Origin of the sequence: Synechococcus sp. J7-Johnson (assembly GCF_024345795.1) — a bacterium.
GTDB lineage: Bacteria > Cyanobacteriota > Cyanobacteriia > PCC-6307 > Cyanobiaceae > Regnicoccus_A.
Genome location: NZ_JAGQBU010000023.1, coordinates 15,453 through 37,898, shown reverse-complemented (window position 1 = coordinate 37,898; position 22,446 = coordinate 15,453). Strand labels below are relative to the sequence as shown.

General features: G+C 63.2%; 24 protein-coding genes. 10 read left to right on the top strand and 14 right to left on the bottom strand.

What is annotated here, in order from left to right:
• The first annotated feature begins 34 nt into the window (after positions 1-34).
• Positions 35-697 carry a phosphoribosylanthranilate isomerase gene (locus tag KBY93_RS11590; RefSeq protein WP_255094564.1) on the top strand — a complete coding sequence of 221 codons (663 nt, stop codon included), beginning with the start codon at positions 35-37 and terminating at the stop codon, positions 695-697.
• Between the two features lie 2 nt (positions 698-699).
• Here the strand turns inward: KBY93_RS11590 and folE are convergent, their stop codons facing one another.
• From folE to KBY93_RS11560, 6 genes are all read right to left on the bottom strand, one after another.
• On the bottom strand, positions 700-1,443 hold the full coding sequence (folE, locus tag KBY93_RS11585) for a GTP cyclohydrolase I (RefSeq protein WP_255094563.1): 744 nt from the start codon (positions 1,441-1,443) through the stop codon (positions 700-702).
• A 7-nt stretch (positions 1,444-1,450) separates the two neighbouring features.
• Positions 1,451-2,161, bottom strand: coding sequence for an SDR family oxidoreductase (locus KBY93_RS11580; protein ID WP_255094561.1), 711 nt, complete (start codon positions 2,159-2,161; stop codon positions 1,451-1,453).
• A gap of 24 nt (positions 2,162-2,185) precedes the next feature.
• Positions 2,186-3,175, bottom strand: coding sequence for an acetyl-CoA carboxylase carboxyltransferase subunit alpha (locus KBY93_RS11575; RefSeq protein WP_255094560.1), 990 nt, complete (start codon positions 3,173-3,175; stop codon positions 2,186-2,188).
• 78 nt (positions 3,176-3,253) lie between these two features.
• The gene (locus KBY93_RS11570; protein WP_255094559.1) at positions 3,254-4,300 is read right to left on the bottom strand and encodes a long-chain acyl-[acyl-carrier-protein] reductase; all 1,047 of its coding nucleotides are present in this window, start codon (positions 4,298-4,300) and stop codon (positions 3,254-3,256) included.
• A 111-nt stretch (positions 4,301-4,411) separates the two neighbouring features.
• A complete protein-coding gene (locus tag KBY93_RS11565; protein WP_255094558.1) occupies positions 4,412-5,173 on the bottom strand; it encodes an aldehyde oxygenase (deformylating) in 762 nt (253 codons plus the stop codon).
• A 58-nt stretch (positions 5,174-5,231) separates the two neighbouring features.
• Positions 5,232-6,026, bottom strand: coding sequence for a creatininase family protein (locus KBY93_RS11560; protein ID WP_255094577.1), 795 nt, complete (start codon positions 6,024-6,026; stop codon positions 5,232-5,234).
• Positions 6,027-6,078: 52 nt separating this feature from the next.
• On the opposite strand from KBY93_RS11560, the gene KBY93_RS11555 reads away from it, so the two are divergent.
• Genes KBY93_RS11555 through pgeF form a run of 3 tightly spaced genes read left to right on the top strand, consistent with a single transcriptional unit; the run spans position 6,079 to position 9,092 of the window.
• Positions 6,079-7,371, top strand: coding sequence for a S1 RNA-binding domain-containing protein (locus KBY93_RS11555; protein WP_255094557.1), 1,293 nt, complete (start codon positions 6,079-6,081; stop codon positions 7,369-7,371).
• Complete coding sequence (locus tag KBY93_RS11550) at positions 7,368-8,267, top strand: Tab2 family RNA-binding protein (protein WP_255094556.1); 900 nt, start codon at positions 7,368-7,370, stop codon at positions 8,265-8,267. Before KBY93_RS11555 ends, KBY93_RS11550 begins: the two co-directional genes overlap by 4 nt.
• 12 nt (positions 8,268-8,279) lie before the next feature.
• The gene (gene pgeF / locus KBY93_RS11545) at positions 8,280-9,092 is read left to right on the top strand and encodes a peptidoglycan editing factor PgeF (RefSeq protein ID WP_255094555.1); all 813 of its coding nucleotides are present in this window, start codon (positions 8,280-8,282) and stop codon (positions 9,090-9,092) included.
• Between the two features lie 18 nt (positions 9,093-9,110).
• Here the strand turns inward: pgeF and KBY93_RS11540 are convergent, their stop codons facing one another.
• Positions 9,111-10,775, bottom strand: coding sequence for an NAD(P)/FAD-dependent oxidoreductase (locus tag KBY93_RS11540; protein ID WP_255094554.1), 1,665 nt, complete (start codon positions 10,773-10,775; stop codon positions 9,111-9,113).
• A gap of 100 nt (positions 10,776-10,875) precedes the next feature.
• On the opposite strand from KBY93_RS11540, the gene KBY93_RS11535 reads away from it, so the two are divergent.
• Positions 10,876-11,031: a hypothetical protein gene (locus KBY93_RS11535; protein ID WP_255094553.1), complete on the top strand. Its 156-nt coding sequence runs from the start codon at positions 10,876-10,878 to the stop codon at positions 11,029-11,031.
• A gap of 36 nt (positions 11,032-11,067) precedes the next feature.
• A complete protein-coding gene (locus KBY93_RS11530; RefSeq protein ID WP_255094552.1) occupies positions 11,068-11,853 on the top strand; it encodes an MBL fold metallo-hydrolase in 786 nt (261 codons plus the stop codon).
• On the opposite strand, the gene KBY93_RS11525 is transcribed toward KBY93_RS11530, so the two are convergent.
• A complete protein-coding gene (locus KBY93_RS11525) occupies positions 11,805-12,644 on the bottom strand; it encodes an Npun_R2479 family HD domain-containing metalloprotein (protein WP_255094551.1) in 840 nt (279 codons plus the stop codon). The genes KBY93_RS11530 and KBY93_RS11525 overlap by 49 nt on opposite strands.
• Before the next feature lie 129 nt (positions 12,645-12,773).
• Between KBY93_RS11525 and gorA the strand changes: the two genes are divergently transcribed.
• Positions 12,774-14,198, top strand: a complete 1,425-nt coding sequence (gorA, locus tag KBY93_RS11520; RefSeq protein WP_255094576.1) for a glutathione-disulfide reductase — start codon at positions 12,774-12,776, stop codon at positions 14,196-14,198.
• A 108-nt stretch (positions 14,199-14,306) separates the two neighbouring features.
• Here the strand turns inward: gorA and KBY93_RS11515 are convergent, their stop codons facing one another.
• Both KBY93_RS11515 and KBY93_RS11510 read right to left on the bottom strand, forming a co-directional pair.
• Complete coding sequence (locus KBY93_RS11515; protein WP_255094550.1) at positions 14,307-14,843, bottom strand: ISAs1 family transposase; 537 nt, start codon at positions 14,841-14,843, stop codon at positions 14,307-14,309.
• Positions 14,834-15,448 carry an ISAs1 family transposase gene (locus tag KBY93_RS11510; RefSeq protein WP_255094549.1) on the bottom strand — a complete coding sequence of 205 codons (615 nt, stop codon included), beginning with the start codon at positions 15,446-15,448 and terminating at the stop codon, positions 14,834-14,836. The genes KBY93_RS11515 and KBY93_RS11510 overlap by 10 nt, the downstream gene beginning before the upstream one ends.
• A gap of 117 nt (positions 15,449-15,565) precedes the next feature.
• On the opposite strand from KBY93_RS11510, the gene KBY93_RS11505 reads away from it, so the two are divergent.
• Positions 15,566-16,399 (top strand): response regulator transcription factor, encoded by an 834-nt coding sequence (locus tag KBY93_RS11505; RefSeq protein WP_255094548.1) that lies wholly within the window; start codon positions 15,566-15,568, stop codon positions 16,397-16,399.
• Between the two features lie 327 nt (positions 16,400-16,726).
• Here the strand turns inward: KBY93_RS11505 and KBY93_RS11500 are convergent, their stop codons facing one another.
• Complete coding sequence (locus KBY93_RS11500; RefSeq protein ID WP_255094547.1) at positions 16,727-17,239, bottom strand: ferritin; 513 nt, start codon at positions 17,237-17,239, stop codon at positions 16,727-16,729.
• Positions 17,240-17,276: 37 nt separating this feature from the next.
• Between KBY93_RS11500 and KBY93_RS11495 the strand changes: the two genes are divergently transcribed.
• Both KBY93_RS11495 and KBY93_RS11490 read left to right on the top strand, forming a co-directional pair.
• Positions 17,277-17,738 (top strand): hypothetical protein, encoded by a 462-nt coding sequence (locus KBY93_RS11495; RefSeq protein WP_255094546.1) that lies wholly within the window; start codon positions 17,277-17,279, stop codon positions 17,736-17,738.
• Positions 17,739-17,873: 135 nt separating this feature from the next.
• On the top strand, positions 17,874-19,178 hold the full coding sequence (locus KBY93_RS11490) for an FAD/NAD(P)-binding oxidoreductase (RefSeq protein ID WP_255094545.1): 1,305 nt from the start codon (positions 17,874-17,876) through the stop codon (positions 19,176-19,178).
• A gap of 1 nt (position 19,179) precedes the next feature.
• On the opposite strand, the gene KBY93_RS11485 is transcribed toward KBY93_RS11490, so the two are convergent.
• The 3 genes from KBY93_RS11485 to KBY93_RS11475 form a co-directional block, all read right to left on the bottom strand.
• Positions 19,180-20,007 carry a lysophospholipid acyltransferase family protein gene (locus tag KBY93_RS11485; RefSeq protein WP_255094544.1) on the bottom strand — a complete coding sequence of 276 codons (828 nt, stop codon included), beginning with the start codon at positions 20,005-20,007 and terminating at the stop codon, positions 19,180-19,182.
• A 116-nt stretch (positions 20,008-20,123) separates the two neighbouring features.
• Entirely contained in the window at positions 20,124-21,110 is a 987-nt protein-coding gene (cysK, locus tag KBY93_RS11480) for a cysteine synthase A (RefSeq protein ID WP_255094543.1), read from the bottom strand.
• Between the two features lie 48 nt (positions 21,111-21,158).
• Entirely contained in the window at positions 21,159-22,256 is a 1,098-nt protein-coding gene (locus tag KBY93_RS11475) for a calcium/sodium antiporter (RefSeq protein WP_255094542.1), read from the bottom strand.
• Positions 22,257-22,446: the final 190 nt, after the last annotated feature.

Here is a 22,446-nt window from a genome sequence, read left to right as displayed (position 1 = left end):
ATCCGATCCTAGAAAGAGTGGCTCCGACCTTCCTGTGCTGACTCCCCCCCTGTTGAAGATCTGCGGTCTGCGCCAACCGGCCCAGGCCCAGGCGGTGGCCGAGCTGGGCGTGGATGCCGTGGGGGTGATTGCGGTGCCCTCTTCCCCGCGCTGGCTGGCCCCGGATCAGCGACTGCTGCTGTTCCAGGCGATGGCCGCCGGCCGCCCAGACTGCCGAGGGGTGCTGGTGCTGGCGGATCCAGGTGACGAGCTGATCGGGCAGATGGATCCCGCCCATGGCCACCAGGTGCTGCAACTGCATGGGCAGGAGTCCCCCGCTCGCTGCCGGGAGCTGGCCGCAAGAACAGGCTGCACGATCTGGAAAGCCCTGCGAGTACGTAGGCCAGAGGATCTCGACCGGGTCGAGGAGTATCGAGACGCGGTGGAAGCGGTACTGCTGGACGCCTGGGTTCCGGATCAACTGGGAGGCAGCGGTCGGCAGATCCCCACTGCCTGGCTGGAGGGCTTCCAACCATGCCTGCCCTGGTGGTTGGCCGGTGGCGTTGGGCCAGCCAACGCCGCTGATTTGCTGGCACATTTCAACCCCTGCGGACTGGATGTATCCAGTGCTGTCGAACGCGCTCCCGGCGAGAAAGATCTCGATCTGGTGCGCACTTTGGTGCAGGTGGTGAAAGGAGCAGCTTCTAGGGAAACCTGAACTCAGGTGCTGAGCAACGCTTGCTGTTGCTTCACCAGTTCAAAGAATTCCTGCTTGAGACTGGGGTCGTGGCGGAAATCACCCCGTACCACTGAATTGACCATGCTGGTCTGGGGTTCTTTGACCCCACGCCACTTCATGCAGTAGTGCTGGGCCTTGACCAGGATTGCCAAACCCTGAGGTTTGCACAGACGTTCGATTTCATCAGCGAGGATCATCACAGCTTCCTCCTGGATGTGCGGACGGGAAAACACCCAATCCGCCACCCTGGCAAACTTGGAAAGGCCGATGACCCGATCGCCGGGCTTGATCCCGATCCAGCAGTTGCCCAGGATCGGTACAAGGTGGTGGGAGCAGGCCGAGCGGACGCTGATTGGCCCAACAGTATAGATCTCGTCAAGATGTTTGACGTTGGGAAAGCTGGCAATCTTCGGTTGCTTATGATAACGACCCTTGAAAACCTCGTGGAGGTACATTCTAGCGACGCGCTCGGCAGTTTCCTCAGTGTTGTGATCGTTATCGATGTCGATAACGAGGCTTCGCAGCATCTCCCTGACCTTCCCAGCCACCTCGATCTCGAGCTGATCGAGTTCGCCCTCGAGCAGATGATCAGCAATGTTGTCGTTGGCGAAGTGAGGCACGCCAGCTTGGTTCAGGCGTTCGCGAATGCGGGCACTGATGGGCCCTGGTGCCACGTCGGGGGTGATCGACTTGGAGCGAGTGGTGGAGGGGATGGTGGATGTCATGAAAGACTCAGAAAGCGCCAGAGGCGGGCATGAGGGTCAGGTCCTCCACCACCTGGGACGGAGGCTGCTGGGCAAGGAACAGCAAGGCTTCCGCGGCTTGATCAACATCAAGCATGGCACGGCGATCGAAGGAACTGTGGACGGTTTTCGTCACCCAGAGAGGGGTGTCGACCGCGCCGAGAGTGAGGGTGGAGACGCGAATGCCATGGCTGCGTTCCTCGGCGGCGAGGCAGCGACTGAAAGATTCCAGCGCCGCTTTGGTAGTGCAATAGGCCCCCCATTCGGGAAACGCATTCCTGGCGGCATGGCTGCTCACGTTGATGATCAGGCTGGATTCTTGCTGACGTAATCCAGGCAGGACCGCCTGACAGACCTGAAAGACACTGGTGAGGTTGAGTTGAAGCAACCATTGCCATGCGCCCAGATCCATCGTGGCCAGTTCACCGGTGTACGCGGCTCCGGCATTGTTGATCACCACCGTGGGCAGCAGTCCGCGGCCCAGCAGATCACTTAGATGGCCTGGGAGGTTCTGGGAATCGGTGAGATCCGCCGTCACCCATTCCACTCGTCGGCCGATGGCACGAAGCGGGGCTGCGACGCTTTCGAGATCACCGCCGGAGCGTGCCAGGAGCAGAAGATCCCAGCCTGCAGCCGCGAAGCGGCTGGCAGCAGCTGCTCCGATGCCCCTGGAGGCACCAGTGATCAAAACGGAAGCCAAGCTGGTCGTGTGTCGAATCGAACCTTAAGGGGTAGCGCCGGATTCCGTGGCCTCTGGATCCAGGATCCGGCCCATGCGCCGGAACTTGGCATAACGCTGCTCCAGCAGGTCGGCTTCGCTGAGCTGACCCAATTCTTGCAGGCCCTGAACCAGGGCAACACGCAGGGTCTCGGCAGCCTGGAGCGGTGCCCAGTGGTTACCGCCGGAGGGTTCACTCAACACTGTGTCGACAACCCCCAACTGCAGTAGATCGTCAGCGGTAATGCGCAGGGCGGCGGCGGCGGCCGGGGCCTGGGCCGCATCCCGCCAGAGGATCGAGGCGCAGGCTTCAGGACTGGCCACGGTGTAGACGCTGTGCTCAAACATCAGCAGGCGGTCGGCCACACCGATGCCAAGGGCGCCGCCGGAGCCACCTTCACCGATCACTGTGGCGATCACCGGAACCCGGAGGCGGAACATCTCGCGCAGATTCACAGCGATCGCCTCGCCCTGCCCCTGCTCTTCGGCGAGCACGCCGGCGTAGGCGCCAGGGGTGTCAATGAAGCAGAGGATCGGCAAGCGGAAGCGATCGGCATGCTCCATCAGGCGCAGAGCCTTGCGGTACCCACCCGGGGAGGCCATGCCGAAGTTTCTGGCCACATTCTCCTTGGTGTCGCGGCCCTTCTGGTGGCCGATCAGGACAACCCCCTGCTCACCGATGCGGCCGATGCCGCCCACCAGGGCCTGGTCATCGGAGCCTCGGCGATCTCCGTGGAGCTCAAACCATTCATCGGTGATCACCTGGATGTAATCCAGGGTGCTCGGCCTCTGGGGGTGGCGAGCCACCTGGATCTTCTGAGCGGGTGTGAGGGACTGAAAAATCTCCACCCGGCGACGGGCCGCCAGGGTTTCCAGCTGCAGCAGTTGCTGACTGACATCCACTTCCGAATCCCTGGCCAGCTGGCGGATCTGATCAATCTGATCCTCCAGTTCCACCAATGGTTTTTCGAAGTCGAGCAGTGGGCGGCGGGCCATGGCGTGGGAAGGGGGATGGCTCTGGGGGAATCAGCGCTGGCTCATGGGGAGGATCGCCAGCTGATGTGTGATGACCGTTCAGACAGCCGCGAGCTGTGGGAGCTGAGCCTGATTCAGGCCGATCGAACGGAAGCCATGACGAAGAGACGCGGCCCCGATCAGCTCCATGTTCGCCAGGGTGATGTTGTTGCGGCCCCAGCTGAAATTGGTGTGAATACCCTCGAACTCCAGCAGCATGGCTTCTGCGAAACAGGCAAATAGCTGACGCCTGGGATTTTCCATCTCTGCCATCTCCATCATCTGCCAGCCGATGTCCTGCCAGAACTCAACGATGCCCCCCTTAATGACGTGCACGTTGGCGCCAGCCACCTTGCTGTCGAGATTCTTGGGATAGCCGCCATCAATCATCAGGCAGGGTGACTTGAGGCTGGCCGGATCGATGCTCAGGCTCTGCGGCAGGCTGGCCACCCACACCACCACATCGGCTTCTGGCAGGGCCTCTTCAAGGCTGAGGATGCGGCCGCCGCCAAGTTCGGTCTGCAGATCAAGCAAAGGCTGGGGCTGGCGTGCCACCAGCAGCAGCTCACCGACACCCGTTTTCTGACTGAGCCAGCGGCAGACGGCACTGCCAATGTCGCCTGTAGCCCCTACCACGGCCACCTTGGCGAGGCTCAGGTCGATGACTAGAGCTGGTGCGTTCGTTTCCACCTGTTGGGCAATAACCCAGGCGGTATGGGTGTTGCCGGTGGTGAAGCGCTCCCACTCCAGAGCGGTGCTTCGGATCTGCTGGTTCTTGAGCAGGTTGAAGTTCTCGAAGATGATCGAGGTGAATCCCCCCAGGGCAGTGATGTCAATCCCACTCTTCTGGGCCAGTTCCATCGCGCTGAGCACTTTGCGCCGGGCTGTCTTGAACCGGCTGAGCATCTCAGGCACGAACACCGAATCGATGTAGGCACCCTCAATGGTTTTGCCAGTGAGGCTGGTGACGCTGAAAGTCTCCACGAGCTGAGGTGGAGCAACACACCACAGGTCGAGGTCACCGTCGGCGTATTCGGGAAAACCCAGCTCCAGGGCCTTGCTCCGAGCTTGCTCAAGGCTGGTTGAGTGGCCGATCAGACCGAACATGCAGCTGTTGAGGGGGGCGGATGGATGCGGCTGTGGCCGACAACACATCCTGCCATGGCTGAAGTAGCTGGAAGAGCTCACCCAGTGGCTGGAAGAGCTCCTCGAGAGGCTTCAGCCCAGCAGCGCGGCGGTGGCCATGCGGGCGATCTCCCTTGTGGTGAAGCCGATGTCGGTGAGAGCTTCCTGGTAAGAGGTCATGAAGTCGGCCATCAGATCCTCCTGGTCCATCTGCAGCACCGCGGCGTCGCCGGCCACCTGCTCCAGCATCTTGCGCACCAGTGGCAGGTTGACCCTGTTGGCCTGCTCGAGTTCTTCGCGGGAGGACTCGAGGTTGGCCTTCAGCCATTCCTGACCGTAGTTGAGATGAGTGTATTCATCCTTGACCACACCTTCGGTGATCTTGCGGGCGAAGGGATCTGCAACGGGGATGTAGATGTGGTAGGCCGAGATGGCAAATGCTTCGATCAGGATGGCCTGGATCAGCAGACAGGTGACCACCTTGCCTTCGGCCAGTGCCGTCTGGAAATTGCCATGCAGGGGTGAGAAGAACTCCTTGGCGAAGTCCATGTCGGCAATGACCGACAGATTATTTGCGCAGGCCGTGAACCCCTTCTTATGCTTGAGCTCCATGCGGGCGAGCCGAGCAAGCTCTTCAGCCTGGTCGGGGATCAGGCTGCCGAGCGAAATGTAGTTGTCGTGGGCTTCCTGCTCACCTTCGATCACAATTGCGTTGATTCGGCTGTAAGCGTCCTTGTAGATGCTGCTGCTGAAATCAGGCAATCCGAGAGCCTGCTCAGCGCTGGCGCCGAGAGCCGTGACGGCGGCGGCTGTGGCGGGAGCAGTTGCAGCGATGGTGCTCTCGAGGCTGGACATGGCGTCGCCGGCAAGGGGATCAGTGTCAGCGACTGTAACCAGGCCTGCCGGAATCGGTTCAGGGGTGCGGTGGCCAGTCACTGGTGAGCAGATCCTTGAGCAGCGTGACCCAGCCCTCAACAAGGGCTCTGTACAGCGCTTCGCCTAGGGCTCCGTCGGCGCCACGGGCATCTCCCACTACCCCGCTGGCGGAGAGATCGGCTGTCAGCCAAGCGGTGGGGACAGCGCCCTCAAGGCTCCAGCCCGCTGGCGGGGCCGGATCGGGTTGACCCTCCCGGGGCCGTTCATGCCCTACCAGTTCCGGGGCCAGATGCAGCATCAGGCTCGTTTCGGCCAGTGCTGCATGCAATCCCTCGCTGCGTTCCGGCTCGGGCAGCAGTGCCGCCACCCCTGGCGGACCGCTCCAGAGGAAGCAAGGCATCACGGCCAGGCGGGGATGGGCAGCCCGCAGCTGCCGCGCCGCCACCTGCAACAGGGCGATCTGGCCGCCGTGGGCGTTGAAGAGCACCAGGCGCTGAAACCCGGCCCGGGCGAGGTCGCCCCCGACGGCCATCACCACCTGGAGCATCACCTCCGCTGGGAGGCTGAGAGTGCCTGGGAAGGCTCCATGTTCGGGGGAAAAGCCCAGCTGGAACAGAGGCAGCCGCCAGATCGGCAGCTCAGCCGGCAACTGTTCGAGTACGGCCTGCAGCACCCGTTCGGCAAAGATCGCGTCGGTGCCCAGCGGCAGGTGCGGGCCGTGTTGCTCCACAGCTCCGAACGGCCAGATCACGGTGCTGCCCGGTCGAGCGGCCGCCTCCTGGGCCGTCATCCAACTGAGACCTTCCAGGGCGTGCTTGGCAGGTACTCCCATCCTCTCCAAGGGCCGATCCTTACAGTGTGATGCTGTCAGATCACACTGGGCCATGGCTGGATCGCAGCGTCCCGTTCCTCCCGCAGGCCCCCGCTCCAAGCCGGTGCCTTCTTCCCAGGCGGAGCCGCCGTTGCGCAAGCCTCCCCAGCTCATGTATCTGAGCCGTAAAGATGAGGAAGATGACAAGACACCGGCGGAGTCCAACGCAGAACAGGCTGGAGTGAAAGCACCGCAGGGTGCCTCGACTGCGGCCCCACCCCGGCCGGCTTCAGCTCCCCAGGCTGGAGGAGAGCTGGCCAGTGATGACGACCGCTTCGAGACCGCGAGCCTCGAAGGCATGACCATGGCCGACCTGATGGGGGCGCCTGATGGTCCGTCCCGTCAGGGCCGCTCCAGCCGCTCTGCCGGTGGCGCCAGTTCAGGCGCCACCACATCCCGGCCAACCCGCACAGTCGATGATTTCGACTTCGATGAGGACGCCTTTCTCGCCGCGCTCGATGAGAACGAGCCTGTGGGCGCCACCGGTGATGTGGTCACCGGCACGGTGATCAGCGCTGAAAGCGATGGTGTCTACATCGACATCGGCGGCAAAGCGCCGGGCTTCATGCCCAAGGCCGAAGCCGGTCTCGGGGTTATCGGCAATCTCAAGGAACGCTTTCCAAAGGGTCAGCCCGTTGAGGTGCTGGTCACCCGCGAGCAGAACGCCGATGGCATGGTCACGATCAGCGCCCGGGCCCTGGCCCTGCGCCAGAGCTGGGAGAAGTTGAAGCAACTGGAGGCCGCCGGCAAGGTGGTTCAGGTGAAGGTGACCGGCTTCAACCGGGGCGGCGTCACCTGCGACCTGGAGGGACTGAGGGGGTTCATTCCCCGCTCCCAGCTGCAGAACGGAGAGAACCACGAGCAGCTGGTCGGCACTTCTTTTGCCGTGGCCTTCCTGGAGGTGAATGCCGATACCCGCAAGCTGGTGCTCTCCGAGAAGCGGGCCGCCAGTGCCTCATTGCTGGCGGAGCTGGAGGTGGGTCAACTGGTGGATGGTCAGGTGGTGTCGGTCAAGCCCTATGGCTTCTTCGTGGATCTCGGTGGGGTCAGTGGTCTGCTGCACCAGTCGTCCATCACTGGCGTTCATCTGCGCGACATCCGGGAGGTCTTCAGCCAGGGGGAGCGGCTCAAGGCACTGGTCACCCAGATCGATTCGTCCCGGGGGCGGATCGCCCTCAACACTGCCCTGCTCGAGACCCAGCCCGGCGAGCTGCTCACGGCCAAGGACACGGTCATGGCCGAGGCTGAGGACCGGGCCAATCGGGCACGCCTGTCGATGAGTCAACAGGAGCAGGAGGCAGGATGAGTCAGGCCGCCCCTGCAGTGCCCGGCGTCCAGCACACCCCCGACTGGGAGGTGGATTTCTTTTCCCGTCCAGTGCTTGATCCTGGCGGTAAGAAGCGCTGGGATCTGCTGATCACGGCTACGCCCGCCACTGATGGCAACCAGCCCCGCTTTCGCTGGGCGAAGAACTGTCCGGCCAACACGGTTAATTCGGTATGGCTCCAGGGAGCGCTCAACGAAGCGCTGGCGGCGGCAGCTGAGCAGGGACTGGGGACCCCGCGGCGGCTGCGCTGCTGGCGGGCCACGATGCGCACCATGGTGCAGCGTGCCGCCGAGTCCATTGGCCTTGAGGTCATTCCAAGCCGGCGCTGTTATGCCCTGGCCGAATGGCTAAGTGAACGGGAGCGCGACGTTTATCCCGCCGAGGAGGGGTACATGGCAGGCCCCCTGGCACCGCCTCCCCTGCCGATGCGTTCGCCCCCCCTGCCCCTGCCGGAGGCGGCCAGGGGGGATTCGTGGGCATGGGCTTCCCTGCCCCTCGGTGCCCTTCGCGAAGCCTCCGAGTGGGAGATCGGCTTCGGAGGGTTGTTTCCCATACCCGCAGATCTTCCCGATGAACTGGTGGTCCCGGGCCTGCGCCTGTTCAGCCGCAGCCGCTCCCTGGCCATCGCCGGCTGGTTCGCGGGACTTGAGCCTGCCCGTCTGGAGATGGAAGCAAACAAACTGGTGCTTGAAGCGGGCCTGGAAGACCGCTGGAGGCTCGCGGTCCTGGCTGAGAAGGAGGCGAAGGAGGTGGCCGAAGCTTTCACAGCGGCTCGCGATGCCGCAGCAGGTCTGCAGTTCATCGCCGTTCAGAGCGATGTGGACTCAGGGCGTTTCGATGGCTTCTGGCTCATGCGCGACATGCCCGACTTCTGAGACCGATCTCCCGTGGCTGAAGCCGTCGACCCCCCTTTCGATCGCCCCGATGGGGGCTTCAATGCTCTGGACGGCTGGACCTGGGTGGGTACCTATGGCGGCTACTTTCTCCAGTGCGACCTGCTGCAGGAGTTTGAGCACGGCTTCTTCACACGCCAGTGGAGTGGGCGCGGCCCCCAGGAGCTGGCGGCCGCCATCAGTGCCGGTGTTTCGGTTCACCGCACCCGCCAGATCCATAGTTCCCGGGTGCTGGCCGCCAGCGAAGCGGCAGCTGAACCCTGGCCGGAGGGCGATGGGCTGGTCAGCGATGCTGGGGGCCAGTCGCTCTGGGCCTGCGGCGCCGACTGCACCCCCGTGCTGATCGCAGATCGGGCCAGGGGCTCGGTGTCGGCCTGTCATGCCGGCTGGCGCGGGGTGGCCACCGGCATCCTGCCGGCAGCAATCGAAACCCTGGAGCGCTCGGGCAGCAATCGCAGCGATCTGCTGGTGGCCCTGGGGCCTGCCGTGAGCGGTGAGGCCTACCAGGTGGAGTTGGATGTGGCCCTGCAGGTGGGCAGCGCCTGCTGCGGCCCTGGTGAGGATCCGGCAGCGATCCTGGTAGAGGCAGGGGCACTCAAACCCGAGTCTTCGCCCGCCTCGCCTGGGAATCGGTACCGTCTCGACATCCGCCTGGCCGCCAGGGCCCAGTTGCTCAACGCCGGACTTGGCCCTGAGCAGCTGCGGCTCTGCCCCCTGTGCACGGTGGCTGAGCCGCAGCTGTTTCACTCCTGGCGCCGCGATCAGGTCAAAGCTGTGCAGTGGAGCGGCATCGTCGCCCAGGCCTGAACCTTGGCTGGATTCGAGTCATGCCTGTTTAGGACCCTGCACCCCCAGCAGACTGCAGGCCACCGCTTCTGCCACCCGAATGCCATCGATGCCGGCGGAGAGGATGCCACCGGCATAACCGGCGCCCTCCCCGGCTGGGTATAGGCCGCGGGTGTTCAGGCTCTGCAGGTCAGGCCCCCTCAGGATCCGCACCGGCGAGGAGGTACGCGTTTCGACCCCGGTAAGCAGGGCTTCGGCCATGGCGTAGCCGGGAATGCTGCGCTCGAAGGCTGGGATCGCCTCCCGCAGAGCGACGACGGCGAACTCCGGCAGGCAGGCGCTCAGATCAGCGGGGGTGGTGCCGGGGGCGTAGGAGGGCTGGATCGAGCCTGGCGGGCGACTGACCCCACGGCCCGCCAGAAAATCGTCGAGCCGCTGGACGGGCGCCCGATAGCTGCTGCCGCCGAGGGCAAAAGCTTTCGCTTCCCAGTGACGCTGGAAGGCAACTCCGGCCAGGGGGTCTTCTGGTCCCTGGCCGTAGGGGAGCAGATCTTCCAGCTCCAGTCCGACCACGATGCCACTGTTGGCATTGCGCTCGTTGCGGGAGTGTTGGCTCATGCCGTTGGTGACCAGGTGGCCGGGCTCAGACGCGGCTGCCACCACCAACCCGCCGGGGCACATGCAGAAGCTGTAGACGCTGCGGCCATCGCCCAGATGATGGACGAGCTTGTATTCGGCTGCGCCCAGTCGCGGGTGGCCCGCGCAGGGCCCCCAGCGGGCCGCATCGATCAACGCCTGGGGATGCTCGAGGCGCACTCCGATCGAGAAGGGTTTGGGCTCCATTCGCACCCCGCCTCTGTGCAGGCTGGCAAAGGTATCGCGGGCGCTGTGGCCCACCGCCAGCACCACATGACGGGCCGCGAGACAGGAGCCATCGGCGAGCACAACGCCACAGACCCGTTGTCCGCCTGGGGCCGCTTCGGTCTCGAGGCACACCACCTCGCTCTGGAAGCGGATTTCCCCTCCAAGGGCCTCGATGCGGCTGCGCAGTCCGCGTACCACCGTGGCCAGCTTGAAGGTGCCGATGTGGGGGTGGTGCAGCGTCAGAATCTCGGGATTGGCACCGCAGGCCACAAGTTCCAGCAGCACTTTTCGCCCCAGGTGACGGGGGTCGCGCACCTGGCTGTAGAGCTTGCCGTCAGAGAAGGTGCCGGCTCCACCCTCGCCGAATTGCACATTTGAATCAGGGTCGAAGGGCCGCTGGCCCCGCCAGAAGCCGAAGGTGTCGGCCGTGCGTTCCTTGATCGATTTGCCCCGCTCCAGCAGCAGGGGCCGCAGCCCCATCTGGGCAAGCACAAGCGCGGCGAAATAGCCACAGGGTCCTGCCCCGATCACGATCGGGCGCTCGGGCCGCTCTGAGGCCCCTGGCTCCAGGCGAGCCGGGAACCGGTAGGTGGTGTCGGGGGCCGGGCGCAGATGGGGGTCCTTCCGCCAGCGCTGCAGCAGGGCCTTGGCATCGGCCACCTCCAGATCGAGGCTGTAGCTGAAGCGGATGGCGTCCTTGTTGCGGGCATCGACGCTGCGCCTGACCAGCTTCAGACCACGCAGGCTCTGGGCTGGAAGCCCAAGCCGCTTCAGCACTGCCTGGCGCAGGTCGTCGTCGGTGTGATCAAGGGGAAGCTTGAGTTCGCTCAGCCGCAGCACGTGCCTGCCTGGTCCCGGGTGGAAATGTTGCTTGACCCTGTATTCCAGCAGCCCGCCCCCAAGGGCGCATCAGGGCTGTCAGGCTGGGGCCACGAATCCGTTGGCATTGCGACTGCTGTTTATGGGTCTTGCCCACTGCCCGCTCTGCGTTGCCCTGGCCGTTATCAGCCTGGTGCGTGGCGGCGCCCTGGGGGTGCTGCTCTTCCGGCTGTGCATTGGCGAAAGCCAGTCACGTTGGCGCCTCAGCGCTGCCTAAGTTCGAAGACCACACCAGTTTTCGAGCTCTGGCGCCATGGCATTCCAGGCCACCTACTTCGGCGCCAACGGCTGGCTGCTTGATTTCGACGGCTGCCGCATCCTGCTCGATCCCTGGTTGACGGGACCACTTGAATTTCCTCCCGGCCCTTGGTTCTTCCGGGCCGAGCTCAACCAGGCCTGGCCGGTCCCCGATGGGCTGGATCTGCTGTTGCTGACCCAGGGGCTCCCCGACCACTGCCATCCAGCGACCATGGCGTTGCTGGATCCCAGCCTGCAGGTGGTGGGCTCGGCCGGAGCTGCCGCCAAGGCGTCCCAACTGGGCTTCCAGGCGGTCAAGGCCCTCGTTCCCGGGGAAAAGTTTCAGTACGGCGAGCTGACGATCACCGCCAGTTCCGGGGCCCCTGTGCCCCAGGTGGAGAACGGGTACCTTCTGCAGCATCCCGCCGGCAGCCTTTATGTGGAACCCCATGGCTTTCTTTCGGCTGACCTCCCGTCCCAGCCGATTGATGCGGTGATCACCCCGGTACTCGATCTGGGCCTGCCTCTGGTGGGAGCCTTCGTCAAGGGGAAGCAGGTGCTGCCCCAGCTCCTGGAGCGCTTCCAGCCCAGGGTCGTCCTGGCCAGCACCAGTGGCGGTGATGTGAATTACGAAGGACTCCTGACCCGGATCCTCTGGCAGAAGGGGAGCATGGAGGAAGCGGCTGGGGTGATGGCGGCCGGCTCCCGCTTGATCGATCCAGTGCCAGGTGTGATCTACGACCTGCAGGCCGCTCAGGGAAGCACCAGCAGTTCATGTTCCACCATGAAAATGTTGCCGTAGAGATTGGCAAGAATCTCTTTGCCGGCCTGAGTAAGCTCTAGATATGGAATCGCATTCTTGATGTAGGGGAACACCTGGCCCCAGTAGAAGGTTGGATAGGCCTTGAGCAGCTGGCCGGGGTTTTCGCAGCCCAAGGCCTTGTTCACTCCCGTTTCCTCGAATTCCCAGAACAGGGCCGGAATCTTGTTGAGGTAGCGGGGATCGCTCAGCTGACCAATCAAATCAGAAGCACGCACCAGGCCGGGCATGTGGGTGGTGCACTGGTGATCGGTGGAGGCTGGAACTGGAAAGCGGGTGAGTTCGATGTTGCTCTTGATCGTCTCGGCATCGATCAGACCGTGGCCGCCGAAGCGCTCGTCGATGAACAGCTTGCCGCGATCTATGTGGTACGGCGTAAGCGCTGCGCAGGTGGCGCCTTCCTTGAGCCTCACTGATTCACCGTTGACGCCTGTGGCGTAATGGCCATCAGTGTCGTCACGGCAGACACCCTTGATGTAACCAATGTCGTGGCAGAGGTGTGAAATTGTGAAATGCAGCCAGTCGTCCGGTGTGATGCCACCTTCTCTCAGATGCTTTCCATAAAGGATGTGCTGGCCCACCAGGGTAACCAGGATCGTGTGCTCGACGTCGTGATAGAGAGCATCACCCGTGGCGATGTTTTCCAGGGCCATGGAAGCCGCCCAGGAAATGATCTCCTCGTATTCACGCTTGAGCGTGCCATAGGAGGATCGGTAAGTGGCGACCAGACGTTGCTGCACGTCGGCGATCATCAACCGTGTGGCGTTGAACATCGCGGATGGTGACGGACTGCCCGCCTGATTCTTCGCTACAAGCTTGCCACCTTCTCAGCGGCTGTGAAGACTGGATGGCAACCGACCGGCCATCCTGGCAGCAGTGCACCAGCTCTCTCTGTGACCACCATCGTAGATCCGGCAGCCCGCCCAGAAGCCAGCTCGATCGCTGCTCACGACCGCTTCGACCTGGTGGTGATCGGGGCCGGATCCGGGGGGCTGGCCGCCGCCAAACGCGCCGCCAGCCATGGGGCCAGAGTTGCCGTGGTCGAGGGGGACCGGGTCGGGGGGACCTGCGTGATCCGCGGCTGCGTGCCCAAGAAGCTGCTGGTCTATGGATCGGCCTATCAGCACCTGCTGGCCGATGCGGCCAGCTATGGCTGGAGCGTGGGACCGACCCACTGCGATCCCTCCCAGCTGCTGGCGGCGGTGCGTGCGGAGGTGGATCGCCTGAATGGATTGCACATCGGCTTTCTCCAGCGCGCAGGGGTTGAGCTGGTGACGGGCTGGGGGCGCTTTCTCGATGCCCATCACCTTGAAGTGGTCGGCCGCGGTGGCAGCTCGGATGGCAGCTCTGATGGAAGCCGGCGCCTCCTGCGCGGTGAACGCCTGCTGATCGCCACGGGGGGGCGCCCGCACCGCCCCTCGATTCCTGGGGCTGAGCTGGGCTGGGTGAGTGATGACATGTTTCTGCTGGAGGGTCTGCCCCAGCGGGTGCTGATCGTGGGCGGCGGCTTCATCGCCTGCGAATTCGCCTGCATCCTGCGCGGTCTTGGGGTGGAGGTGGATCAGTTCGTGCGCGGTGATCACCTGCTGCGGGGCTTCGACCGGGAACTGAGTGCCGCCGTACACGAGGGTATGGAAGCCGACGGCATCACCATCCACTTCGCCCAGACCCTGACCGCAATCACCGGCAAGGCCGGTGAGCTGATCGCAACCACCTGCCAGGGACGAGCGGAGCCCTGTGGCGGTGTACTACTGGCCACGGGCCGCCAACCCTTTCTGTCCGGCCTGAATCTGGCGGCGGCGGGAGTGAAGGTGGACGGCGGCCGTATCCCGGTGGATGCGGCTCAACGCACCAACGTCCCTCACATCTTCGCGGTTGGGGATGTCACCGACCGCATCAACCTGACTCCGGTGGCGGTGGATGAAGGCCGTGCGTTTGCCGACAGCGTCTATGGAGGACGAGCCCGACAGGTGGACCACGACCTGGTTGCCAGTGCCGTGTTCAGCCAACCGGAGCTGGCCACGGTGGGCTTGAGTGAGGAAGAGGCCATAGCCCGCTTCGGATCCGAAGGGATTCGCCTCCATCGGGCCCGCTTTCGCTCCATGGCCCAGGCCCTGCCTCGGCGCGGTCCTCGCTGCTTGCTGAAGCTGGTAGTGGAGGTGGCCTCAGACCGGGTGCTGGGCTGCCACATGGTGGGCGACCACGCTGCAGAGATTATCCAGATGGCGGCGATCGCAATCGGCATGGGGGCTACCAAGGCCGATTTCGATCGCACCATGGCCCTCCATCCCACCGTCGCCGAGGAGTTCGTGACGATGCCCCAGTGAGCAAGGCCGGATGAGCGCGGCCAGAGGGAAATGATCACAAAGCTGTCAGTGGATGCAGACAGCGGCAACATTGATCACCTTCTGTGGCAGGGCTGACTGAAAGTCAATTCATCCCGTCTGTGCGGATTTGACACCAACCCAGCCGAGCATTTGGTTGATGTCATGCGCCACGGCCATCAGGCCAGCGCGGATTGAGCGAAAGCCATTGCTGCGCAGGAGGTTGAGGGCCAAGGTGCGCAGCAGGGCCAGTACCTGTACGCCGTTGCGTTGGGTGTAGCGGTGCGCATCCTCGCCGAGCTGGGTGTCGCGCGGCCAGTGCCACTGGTTTTCGATCGCCCAGCGTTGCCGCACCAGGCGCAGCAACGCTTTTGGACTGGTGCGCAAGGTGGTGATGAACAAGTGCACATGGCGAAATGGCTTTCCATCTCGTCGGCCGGTGCTCACCAACTCGACGATCCAGCTGGCCCCTTCCCAGCGCTCACGGATGGCGTCTGTGGCATTGCGGGCTCTGAGCTGCCAACACACCTGACGCCCATGGCTTGCCTCGAAATCGCTGATATTTACTGGGAAGTGCCGGTGCCCGCGGAACTGGGAGAGGATCTGCTGATACAGCCGGCGCTGGTTGTTCTTGACCGTCAGGAGCAAGTCGGCGCCCTGCTCGGCGGCGAGTTGAAAAACGCGGGTGAGGTGTGCAGCGCATCCGCCTGGATCAGCACACCCTCCAGCTTCAGGGTTCCGAGAAGGGCCTTGAGTGCAGCGCGCTCATGGGATTCGCCGGTGTCGAATGATGTTTGGGCGATCGCCACACCCAGCTCCCGGGCGTAGAGCGTGACCTGGGTGACAAAGCGCGTAGCGCTATCGGGGCCATCGAGCTGTGCGGCAGAACCCCGCAGGGTCTTGCCATCACAAATCAGCTGGTCGAAATCCTTCTCCTGATCTGCGATCTGGGCAAGCATCCATTCCCTGAGCATCCCGAAGAGCTCCTCCAGCTCCACCCGCTCAAACAGGTAGAGGAAGGTGGAATCACAGGGCGACTTGGGCATCTCCAGATCCAGAGCTGCGCTGAATTCTTGGTGATGCCGTTTGGCAAAGCGCTCAAGATCACGGGCGCTACGGCAGCCGCTCAGGATGCCAAGAATCGCCATCAACAGCAGCAGCCACTGGGGATAACGCACCCCTCGGCGCTTGCGGCCTTCTGGGAGGGCCTGCAGAAAGGCGATCAGATCAACACTGGCAGAAGGCTGGGCCAATGGACGGGAGCAGCCCCGATAAAACCGGCACCAGCATGGCCGCACCAGCTCCCTTGTGCCTGACTTTCAGTCGGCCCTGCCTTCTGTGGTTTATTCGATTACGAGTAATGCGCTGCGATGGCCGCTCTCGTTCTCCTCATCGACCATGAACGGATCGGGCGTGAAAGCCTGGCCGCTCAATTGCTGGAGGCTGGCTTCGTGGTGGCGGAGGCCGAGGATGGTCATCGAGGCCAGGCCATGGCTTTGCAGGCCAATCCCCAGCTGATCGTGATGGATCTGTTGCTGCCGGGAATCGATGGTCTCACCATTCTGCAGCGCTTGCGGCGGGATCAACGCACCAGTCGGACCCCGATCCTGGTGCTCACGGTCCTGAGCAGCATTGATGACAAGGTGCGGGGCTTTACTTCCGGTGCTGACGACTACCTGATCAAGCCCTACGCCCCTGAGGAACTCCTGGCAAGGGTCAAGGCACTGCTTCGGGGGCGAGCCACCACACCCCAACTGGTGCGGGCACCGGACCTGCTCAGTTACGGCCCACTCACCCTGGTGCCGGAACGGTACGAAGCCCTATGGCATGAAACGCCGGTACGCCTGACACGCACGGAATTCGAACTGCTCCATTGCCTGCTGCAGCGTCACGGTCAGGTGGTGCCCTGGGCGGTGCTCCTGCGGGAGATCTGGGGCTACGGACCCGAAAACGATGTGGAATGCATCCGCACCCACATCCGCCATCTGCGCGGGAAGCTGGAACGCGACAGCCACAGACCAACCCACATCAAAACGATCTACGGGATTGGCTACTGCCTGGACCTGCCCCTGGATACGGCCGCTGAGTCTTACGTCGGCAAAGGGCGCCTGGAACTGGTGGAGGAATCCCCCGATCAGCCCGGTTTGACAAGCGCGCCAAGCTCCTTGGGCTGGGACCGAGGAAACCGCCGTCTGCAGGCCTGAGTAACATTAATCACATCGATCGGTCGTTCTTGGACGTCCAGCCTTGGCCAATGGCGCTTGGATGAATCCAGGATTTTTCCCTTCTCCCTGAATCCTGTGAACGACACTTGCCCCTGGATTGATCCCTGCCTCGAGCGAGTGGCCTGCCCGGTGATGAGCACGGCCAAATCGAGCGGAAAAGGCTGTAAAGCCAAGAAGTGCTCCAACTGGAAAGGCGGTCGCTGCCGCTGTGGCCGCGACTGAACTGCAGCCGTCTTTTTCCAGAGGATCTGATCCTCTGGAAAAAGACGATTCCTCGGGCAGAAGACGGCTCAGACAGACGATCGCTCAGGCTGCTGTGGGTCCTGCAGCGGCGCTGAGGGATTGGTCCAGGATCATCAGAGCGCCGAAGTCGGTGTGGCAGTGACGAACCTGGGCCAGCAGATGTGCCACTTCGCTCTCGGCATCCACCTGAGTCTTGATCATTGGGTCAAGAAAGATGGAGCTGCGGTAGTCGCCGCAGCGCTCCGCCAAGCTGTAAAGCTGTTGTAACGATGTCGTTACTTCTGCCTCCATCTCAAAGACGGATATCAGTACGTCTTCGACATTCGTCCACGTCTGTCTGGGTTGGGATAGGTCAGAGAGCTCGACCGGCTGGGAGCGGGCCACCAGGTAATCAACGAACAGACCGGCGTGGACCCTCTCGCCGTCGGATTCAGCCCTGGCATACGTAGCAAACCCATTCAGTTCTCTCTGGGTGAACCACACGGCTATTGAAAAATAAGTATAACTGGCCATCAATTCCATCTGCAGATGGTTGCACAGTCCCTGGTGCAATTCAGCCTCCATCTCCTGGGCCACCGGCCGTCGTGGCAGCAAGGGAACTGCATTCAGGCTGGTGACGCTTGCCGGATTGCTGATCAGCATGGATCCACTTCAATTGGCCCAGTCTACAAAGGCACCCTGGGTTGCTGCCAGCATCTGCTCGCCTGGATCAGGAACCGGCACCCGGACCCTTAAAGTCAAGGCCATCTCCAACTTGATTCTGTTCAATTGCATGTCTGAGGACTGGCGCGCCCCCGGCAGCATGCCAACGGATATGGCCTCCCTGACCCGATTGTGCTGGTCTCTTGGGGTGCGGAGTCGTCAGGCCCTCCAGGCCGCCAAGAGTTGCTCAAACCCGCAGTTGCGCAACAGGTTAGAGCACGAATTATTGCATTTCCGTCTGCAGAGCAACACCATTTCTCGCCATGCTGAGACCGTGGCGGAGTCGCTGGATTCGCTCCACTGGGAGGTTGCACTGCTCCGTGAAGTGGTGCGCCGTAATCAGCGTCACTTCGGTGTTTCCACGACCGGCTGATCCCTTTCTCGTCTCCCCCAGCGTCGTTGTCACAACGATTGACGGAGAAGGTGTCGAGAGGCCGTGAGAAGACCCCCACAGCCGTTGTCGTGTGGTCCCGGCGCGCCCTAGACAGGAGAGGTGAGATCAGATGTCATGAGCCCATCCAGCCCGTCGCAGCAGCACCACCAGATCCTGATCGTCGGCGGCGGAGCGGCGGGGATCACGGTGGCCAGTCAGTTTCTTCTCGCCCGTAAAGGTCTTGACGTGGCCATTCTTGAGCCCAGCAGCGATCACTACTACCAGCCCGGCTGGACCCTCGTGGGCGGAGGGGTGATGACCCAGGAGCAGACCCGCCGTGATGAGGCCGACCTGATCCCCGCCGGTTGCAGCTGGATCCGCGCAGCCGCCGCCAGCTTCGAGCCGGAGGCCAATCAGGTGACCACCACCGACGGGGACACCATCAGCTACGACGCCCTGGTGCTGGCCACCGGCCTGGAGCTGCGCTGGGAGCGGATCAAGGGGCTGAAGGAGGCGCTGGGTCGCCAGGGTGTCACCAGCAACTACTCCCGGGAACACCTTCCCTATACCTGGGCGACCATCCGCCACTTTCCTGGCGGTACCGCGATCTTCACCTTTCCGGACACCCCGATCAAATGTGCTGGGGCGCCCCAGAAGATCATGTACATGGCCGACGACATCTTCAAGGCCACCAGTGGCGTGGGGGTCAACACCAAGGTGGTGTTCGCCACCGCCGGGCCCGGCATCTTCGGTGTTCCGGTCTATGCCCGGGTGCTGAAGAAGGTGGTGGAGGAACGGGGCATTCAGGTCCTTCTGCGCCACAACCTCAAGGAGATCAGGGCCGATGAGCAGGTGGCGGTCTTCGAGGTCAGCGATGCTGAGGGGCCCATCTCCAGAAAGGAGATCCCGTTCACGATGATCCACGCGGTGCCGCCGATGTCGGCCCCCGATGTCATTGCCCAGAGCCCGTTGGCCACCAGCGCCCCCGGTGGCTGGGTGGAGGTAGACAAGTTCAGCACCCAGCACGTCCGTTATCCCAATGTCTTCTCCCTGGGGGATGTGTCGTCGTTGCCCACCTCAAAGACCGCTGGGGCGGTGCGTGGGGAGGCACCTGTGCTAGTGGCAAATCTGCTGGCCCAGCTCGCCGGTAAGCCTCTTCAGGCCCGCTACGACGGCTATAGCGTCTGCCCGCTGATCACCGGTTACGACAAGGTCGTGATGGCCGAATTCGACTACGACCTGCAGCCCGTGAGCTCCTTTCTGATCGACCCCACTCGCGAGCGCTGGAGCATGTGGCTGATGAAAACCAAAGGTCTGCCCTGGATTTACTGGAACAGAATGCTCAAGGGGCAACCCCATGAGAGCCGCTTCCTCAAGCCCTTCAAGCCACTGATGCAGGCCCTTGGACTGTCCTACAAGGGCGAACCGTCCGCCAGCTGAGTCAGCTGGTGCGGGCCAGTTCATCTAGCTGGTCCTGCATCTCTGCCACAACCCGCCTGTAGCAGGCCTGCACGTAGGTCCTGTCGCGACTGGCGGCATGGCCGCTGCGCTCGAACCGGATTGGCCGGCAGACCCGCGTGTGGATCTTGGCCGGCAGTGGCAGGTTGGGCAGTGGCCCCACGGCCAGGCCCCACGGCAGGCCGAGGTAGAGGGGAAAAACCTCGGGGTCGATGCCGAACAGCCATGGCAGGCCGCGTTCATGCCAGCGCTGCATCGGTTCGTAGCAATCCTCCAGGACGATCAGAGTGTCGTGGCTGCCCCAGGAGATCAGCGGCACGATCGGCACGCCGTGACAAAGGGCCAGTCGGATGAAGCCAGTCCGCCCCCTGAACTGGATTGTCTGGCGCAGGCGGTGCGGCCGGAAGGCGTCCTGGCCGCCGCCGGGGAACACCAACAGGCTGTCGCCTCGTTCCAGCACGGTCAAGGCCCCGCGCGGGTAATAGGGAATCGCCCCGGTTCGGGCAGCCAGTTGCGCCGCCTGGGGAAACACCTGCCACACCTTGGGATGGGCCAAGCCATAGACCCTCCGCTCCAGACCGATGCGCCAGAACCAGTCGAACATCAGCATCGGCAGATCAGGACTGGCCAGCCCGCCGTTGTGGGATCCCACGAGCAGCAATTGTCCTTCGCCAGGTATGTGCTCCCAGCCGCTGGTGCTCACCCGGAAGTAGTGGCGGTAAAGCCATTCCCAGAGCGGCATCAGGCGCTGGATAACCTCTGGATCGCGCTCGGCCCCAGGTTCAGGGCCCGCCGTTCGGCCTTCAGTCATGGGATTGGGTGAGGCCACCGCGTGAGTTGTTTGCCATGACACCGTCCATTGGTGGTTCTCTGCGCCTGCGCAGCCTGGTGGCCGAGATCCAGGTGCTGATGCTGCTGGTGGGGCGACTACCGCTCGACCGGAGCCAGCCCGGCGGCATCAAACACTCCTTCGAACAGCACCGAACTCAGGTAGCGCTCCCCGGAGTCAGGCAGCACCACAACGATCGTCTTGCCGGCGAAGGCCTCCTCAGCGGCCAGGCGCAGGGCCGCCACGGTGGCGGCCCCGCAGGAGATGCCCGCCAGTATGCCTTCCTCGCGCATCAGCCGCCTGGCCATTGCCACTGCCTCCTGGTCGCTGACAGCCTCAACTCGATCCACCAGGTCAAGATCGAGATTGTCGGGCACGAAGCCGGCGCCGATCCCCTGGATCTTGTGGGGCCCGGGCTGGGGTGGTTCGCCAGCCTTCGCCTGCGCGATAACCGGGCTGTTCACGGGCTCCACCGCCACGGAGAGCAGCGACTGCCTTCGTGTGGTCTTGAAGTAGCGGCTCACCCCGGTGATGGTGCCGCCTGTACCGACCCCCGCCACCAGTACATCCACCTTGCCGTCGGTGTCATTCCAGATTTCCGGTCCGGTGGTGTCGTGGTGGATCTGGGGATTGGCAGGGTTTGAAAACTGCTGAAGGAGTACGTATCGCTCGGGATCTGAAGACGCGATCTCATTGGCCCGTCCAACCGCGCCGGTCATGCCGAGCTTGCCCTCGGTGAGCTCGAGCCTGGCGCCGTAGGCGGTGAGGAGCTTGCGACGCTCCAGGCTCATTGTTTCCGGCATCGTCAGCGTCAGCGGAATCCCTCGGGAGGCGGCCACGAAGGCCAGAGCAATGCCGGTGTTGCCGCTGGTGGGCTCGATCAGCTCTTTGCCGGGACCGAGTCGACCCTCCTTTTCGGCCTGCCAGATCATCGCGGCACCTATCCGGCATTTGACCGAATAGGCGGGATTGCGTCCCTCGATCTTGGCGAGCACCGTGGCCCGGCTGACACCGACCACCCGATTCAGCTTCACCAGTGGGGTGCGGCCGATGCTCAGGCTGCTGTCAGCGAAAATCGACGCCATCAAGAAAACCGGAACTCTGGGAACCCTCGCATCCTCGGGCCATCAAGATCAATTGCCGGTCTCGGCCTGAACGCTCGATCGGCGCAAATGCTGCCAGACTTGGAAGGCCAGCAGCAGCACCAGCGCTGGAACGATGACCCAGAGGGTGAAGCTGCGCAGCGGTGACGCCAGGGCCGGAACGGTGAGAGGAAGGATCTGCTCCACCAGATAAAGACCGTAAAGGCCAACCAGAAGGATTCCTTCCTGCCGGGAAATCACCCCCCCGGTCCAGAAAATGGGAAGCAGCGCCAAGGTCGTGGCCACCATGATCGGAAGATCCCGCTGGACCATCGCAGGATCCACGTTCAAACCTCTTGATCCAGAGATAAAGGCGCATCCCCCCAGGATCACCAGCTGGTTCAGCAGGTTGCTGCCCACCACATTGCCGATAGCGAGATCGGCCTTGCCCTTGAGGGCCGCCATGATCGATGTGACCAGTTCCGGCATCGATGTGCCTGCCGCCACGATTGTGAGGCCGATCAGGGTTTCACTGACCCCAAGGCTGAGCGCAATGGCCGTGGCTCCTTTGACCAGAATCTGGGAACCCCAAACCAGCAGGCCGAGTCCGGCAGCCAGCTTCACCAGCGCCGGCAGGTAGCCACCCTCCGCTTCGGAGGAATCGATGTCACCGTCACCGCCGGTGGGCCCTGCTTCCCGGGCCGTGCGCGTTTCCCAGATGGTGTTGATCACCACCCCGGTCAGCAGGGCCAGGCCCGCCTGCCAGGTGACCCTGCCTGTGGAGGCCATGCCCCACACCGCCATAGACACCGCAAGCAACACAGGCACATCGCGGCGGATCAGGCGGCTGTGCACCCTCAGCGGCAGGATCACGGCACTGATGCCCAGCACCACCAGCACGTTGAAGATGTTGCTGCCCACCACGTTGCCGACCGCAATGTCGTCAGCGCCCTGCAGGGTCGAGAGAAGGCTCACGAACAGTTCCGGGGCGCTTGTTCCCATCGCCACCACGGTGAGGCCGATCACCAGCTGCGGCACGCCCAGAAGCAGTGCCAGGGCCACCGAGCCTTGGACGAACAGTTCTCCACCACCAAAGAGCAGGAGGATGCCCACGAGGATCTCGATCACGCTCAGCAAACTGGTCTCCACGGGGATCCCGATTATGCCTTGTGATAGCAGGGAGGAGAAGCAACCTTGGCCTCCAGCTGGATACCGCCCTGCTGTGGTCAGCTCACGATCGCCGGTTGTATGCGTTGTCACCAGGCTGACGGATTGTCACATCCTGGGCTGATCATCCCCATCGCCCAGATATTGGACGTACCTCTCTCTTAACGTCCGA

Excerpts from the sequence above, each read along its gene's own strand:
- KBY93_RS11560 (WP_255094577.1), bottom strand. The coding sequence starts at position 6,026 with ATGGGAGTACCTGCCAAGCACGCCCTGGAAGGTCTCAGTTGGATGACG.
- KBY93_RS11525 (WP_255094551.1), bottom strand. The coding sequence starts at position 12,644 with ATGTTCAACGCCACACGGTTGATGATCGCCGACGTGCAGCAACGTCTG.
- KBY93_RS11505 (WP_255094548.1), top strand. The coding sequence starts at position 15,566 with ATGGCCGCTCTCGTTCTCCTCATCGACCATGAACGGATCGGGCGTGAA.
- folE (WP_255094563.1), bottom strand. The coding sequence starts at position 1,443 with ATGACATCCACCATCCCCTCCACCACTCGCTCCAAGTCGATCACCCCC.
- KBY93_RS11490 (WP_255094545.1), top strand. The coding sequence starts at position 17,874 with ATGAGCCCATCCAGCCCGTCGCAGCAGCACCACCAGATCCTGATCGTC.
- KBY93_RS11565 (WP_255094558.1), bottom strand. The coding sequence starts at position 5,173 with ATGTCCAGCCTCGAGAGCACCATCGCTGCAACTGCTCCCGCCACAGCC.
- KBY93_RS11555 (WP_255094557.1), top strand. The coding sequence starts at position 6,079 with ATGGCTGGATCGCAGCGTCCCGTTCCTCCCGCAGGCCCCCGCTCCAAG.
- KBY93_RS11550 (WP_255094556.1), top strand. The coding sequence starts at position 7,368 with ATGAGTCAGGCCGCCCCTGCAGTGCCCGGCGTCCAGCACACCCCCGAC.
- KBY93_RS11575 (WP_255094560.1), bottom strand. The coding sequence starts at position 3,175 with ATGGCCCGCCGCCCACTGCTCGACTTCGAAAAACCATTGGTGGAACTG.
- KBY93_RS11530 (WP_255094552.1), top strand. The coding sequence starts at position 11,068 with ATGGCATTCCAGGCCACCTACTTCGGCGCCAACGGCTGGCTGCTTGAT.
- KBY93_RS11485 (WP_255094544.1), bottom strand. The coding sequence starts at position 20,007 with ATGACTGAAGGCCGAACGGCGGGCCCTGAACCTGGGGCCGAGCGCGAT.
- KBY93_RS11570 (WP_255094559.1), bottom strand. The coding sequence starts at position 4,300 with ATGTTCGGTCTGATCGGCCACTCAACCAGCCTTGAGCAAGCTCGGAGC.
- cysK (WP_255094543.1), bottom strand. The coding sequence starts at position 21,110 with ATGGCGTCGATTTTCGCTGACAGCAGCCTGAGCATCGGCCGCACCCCA.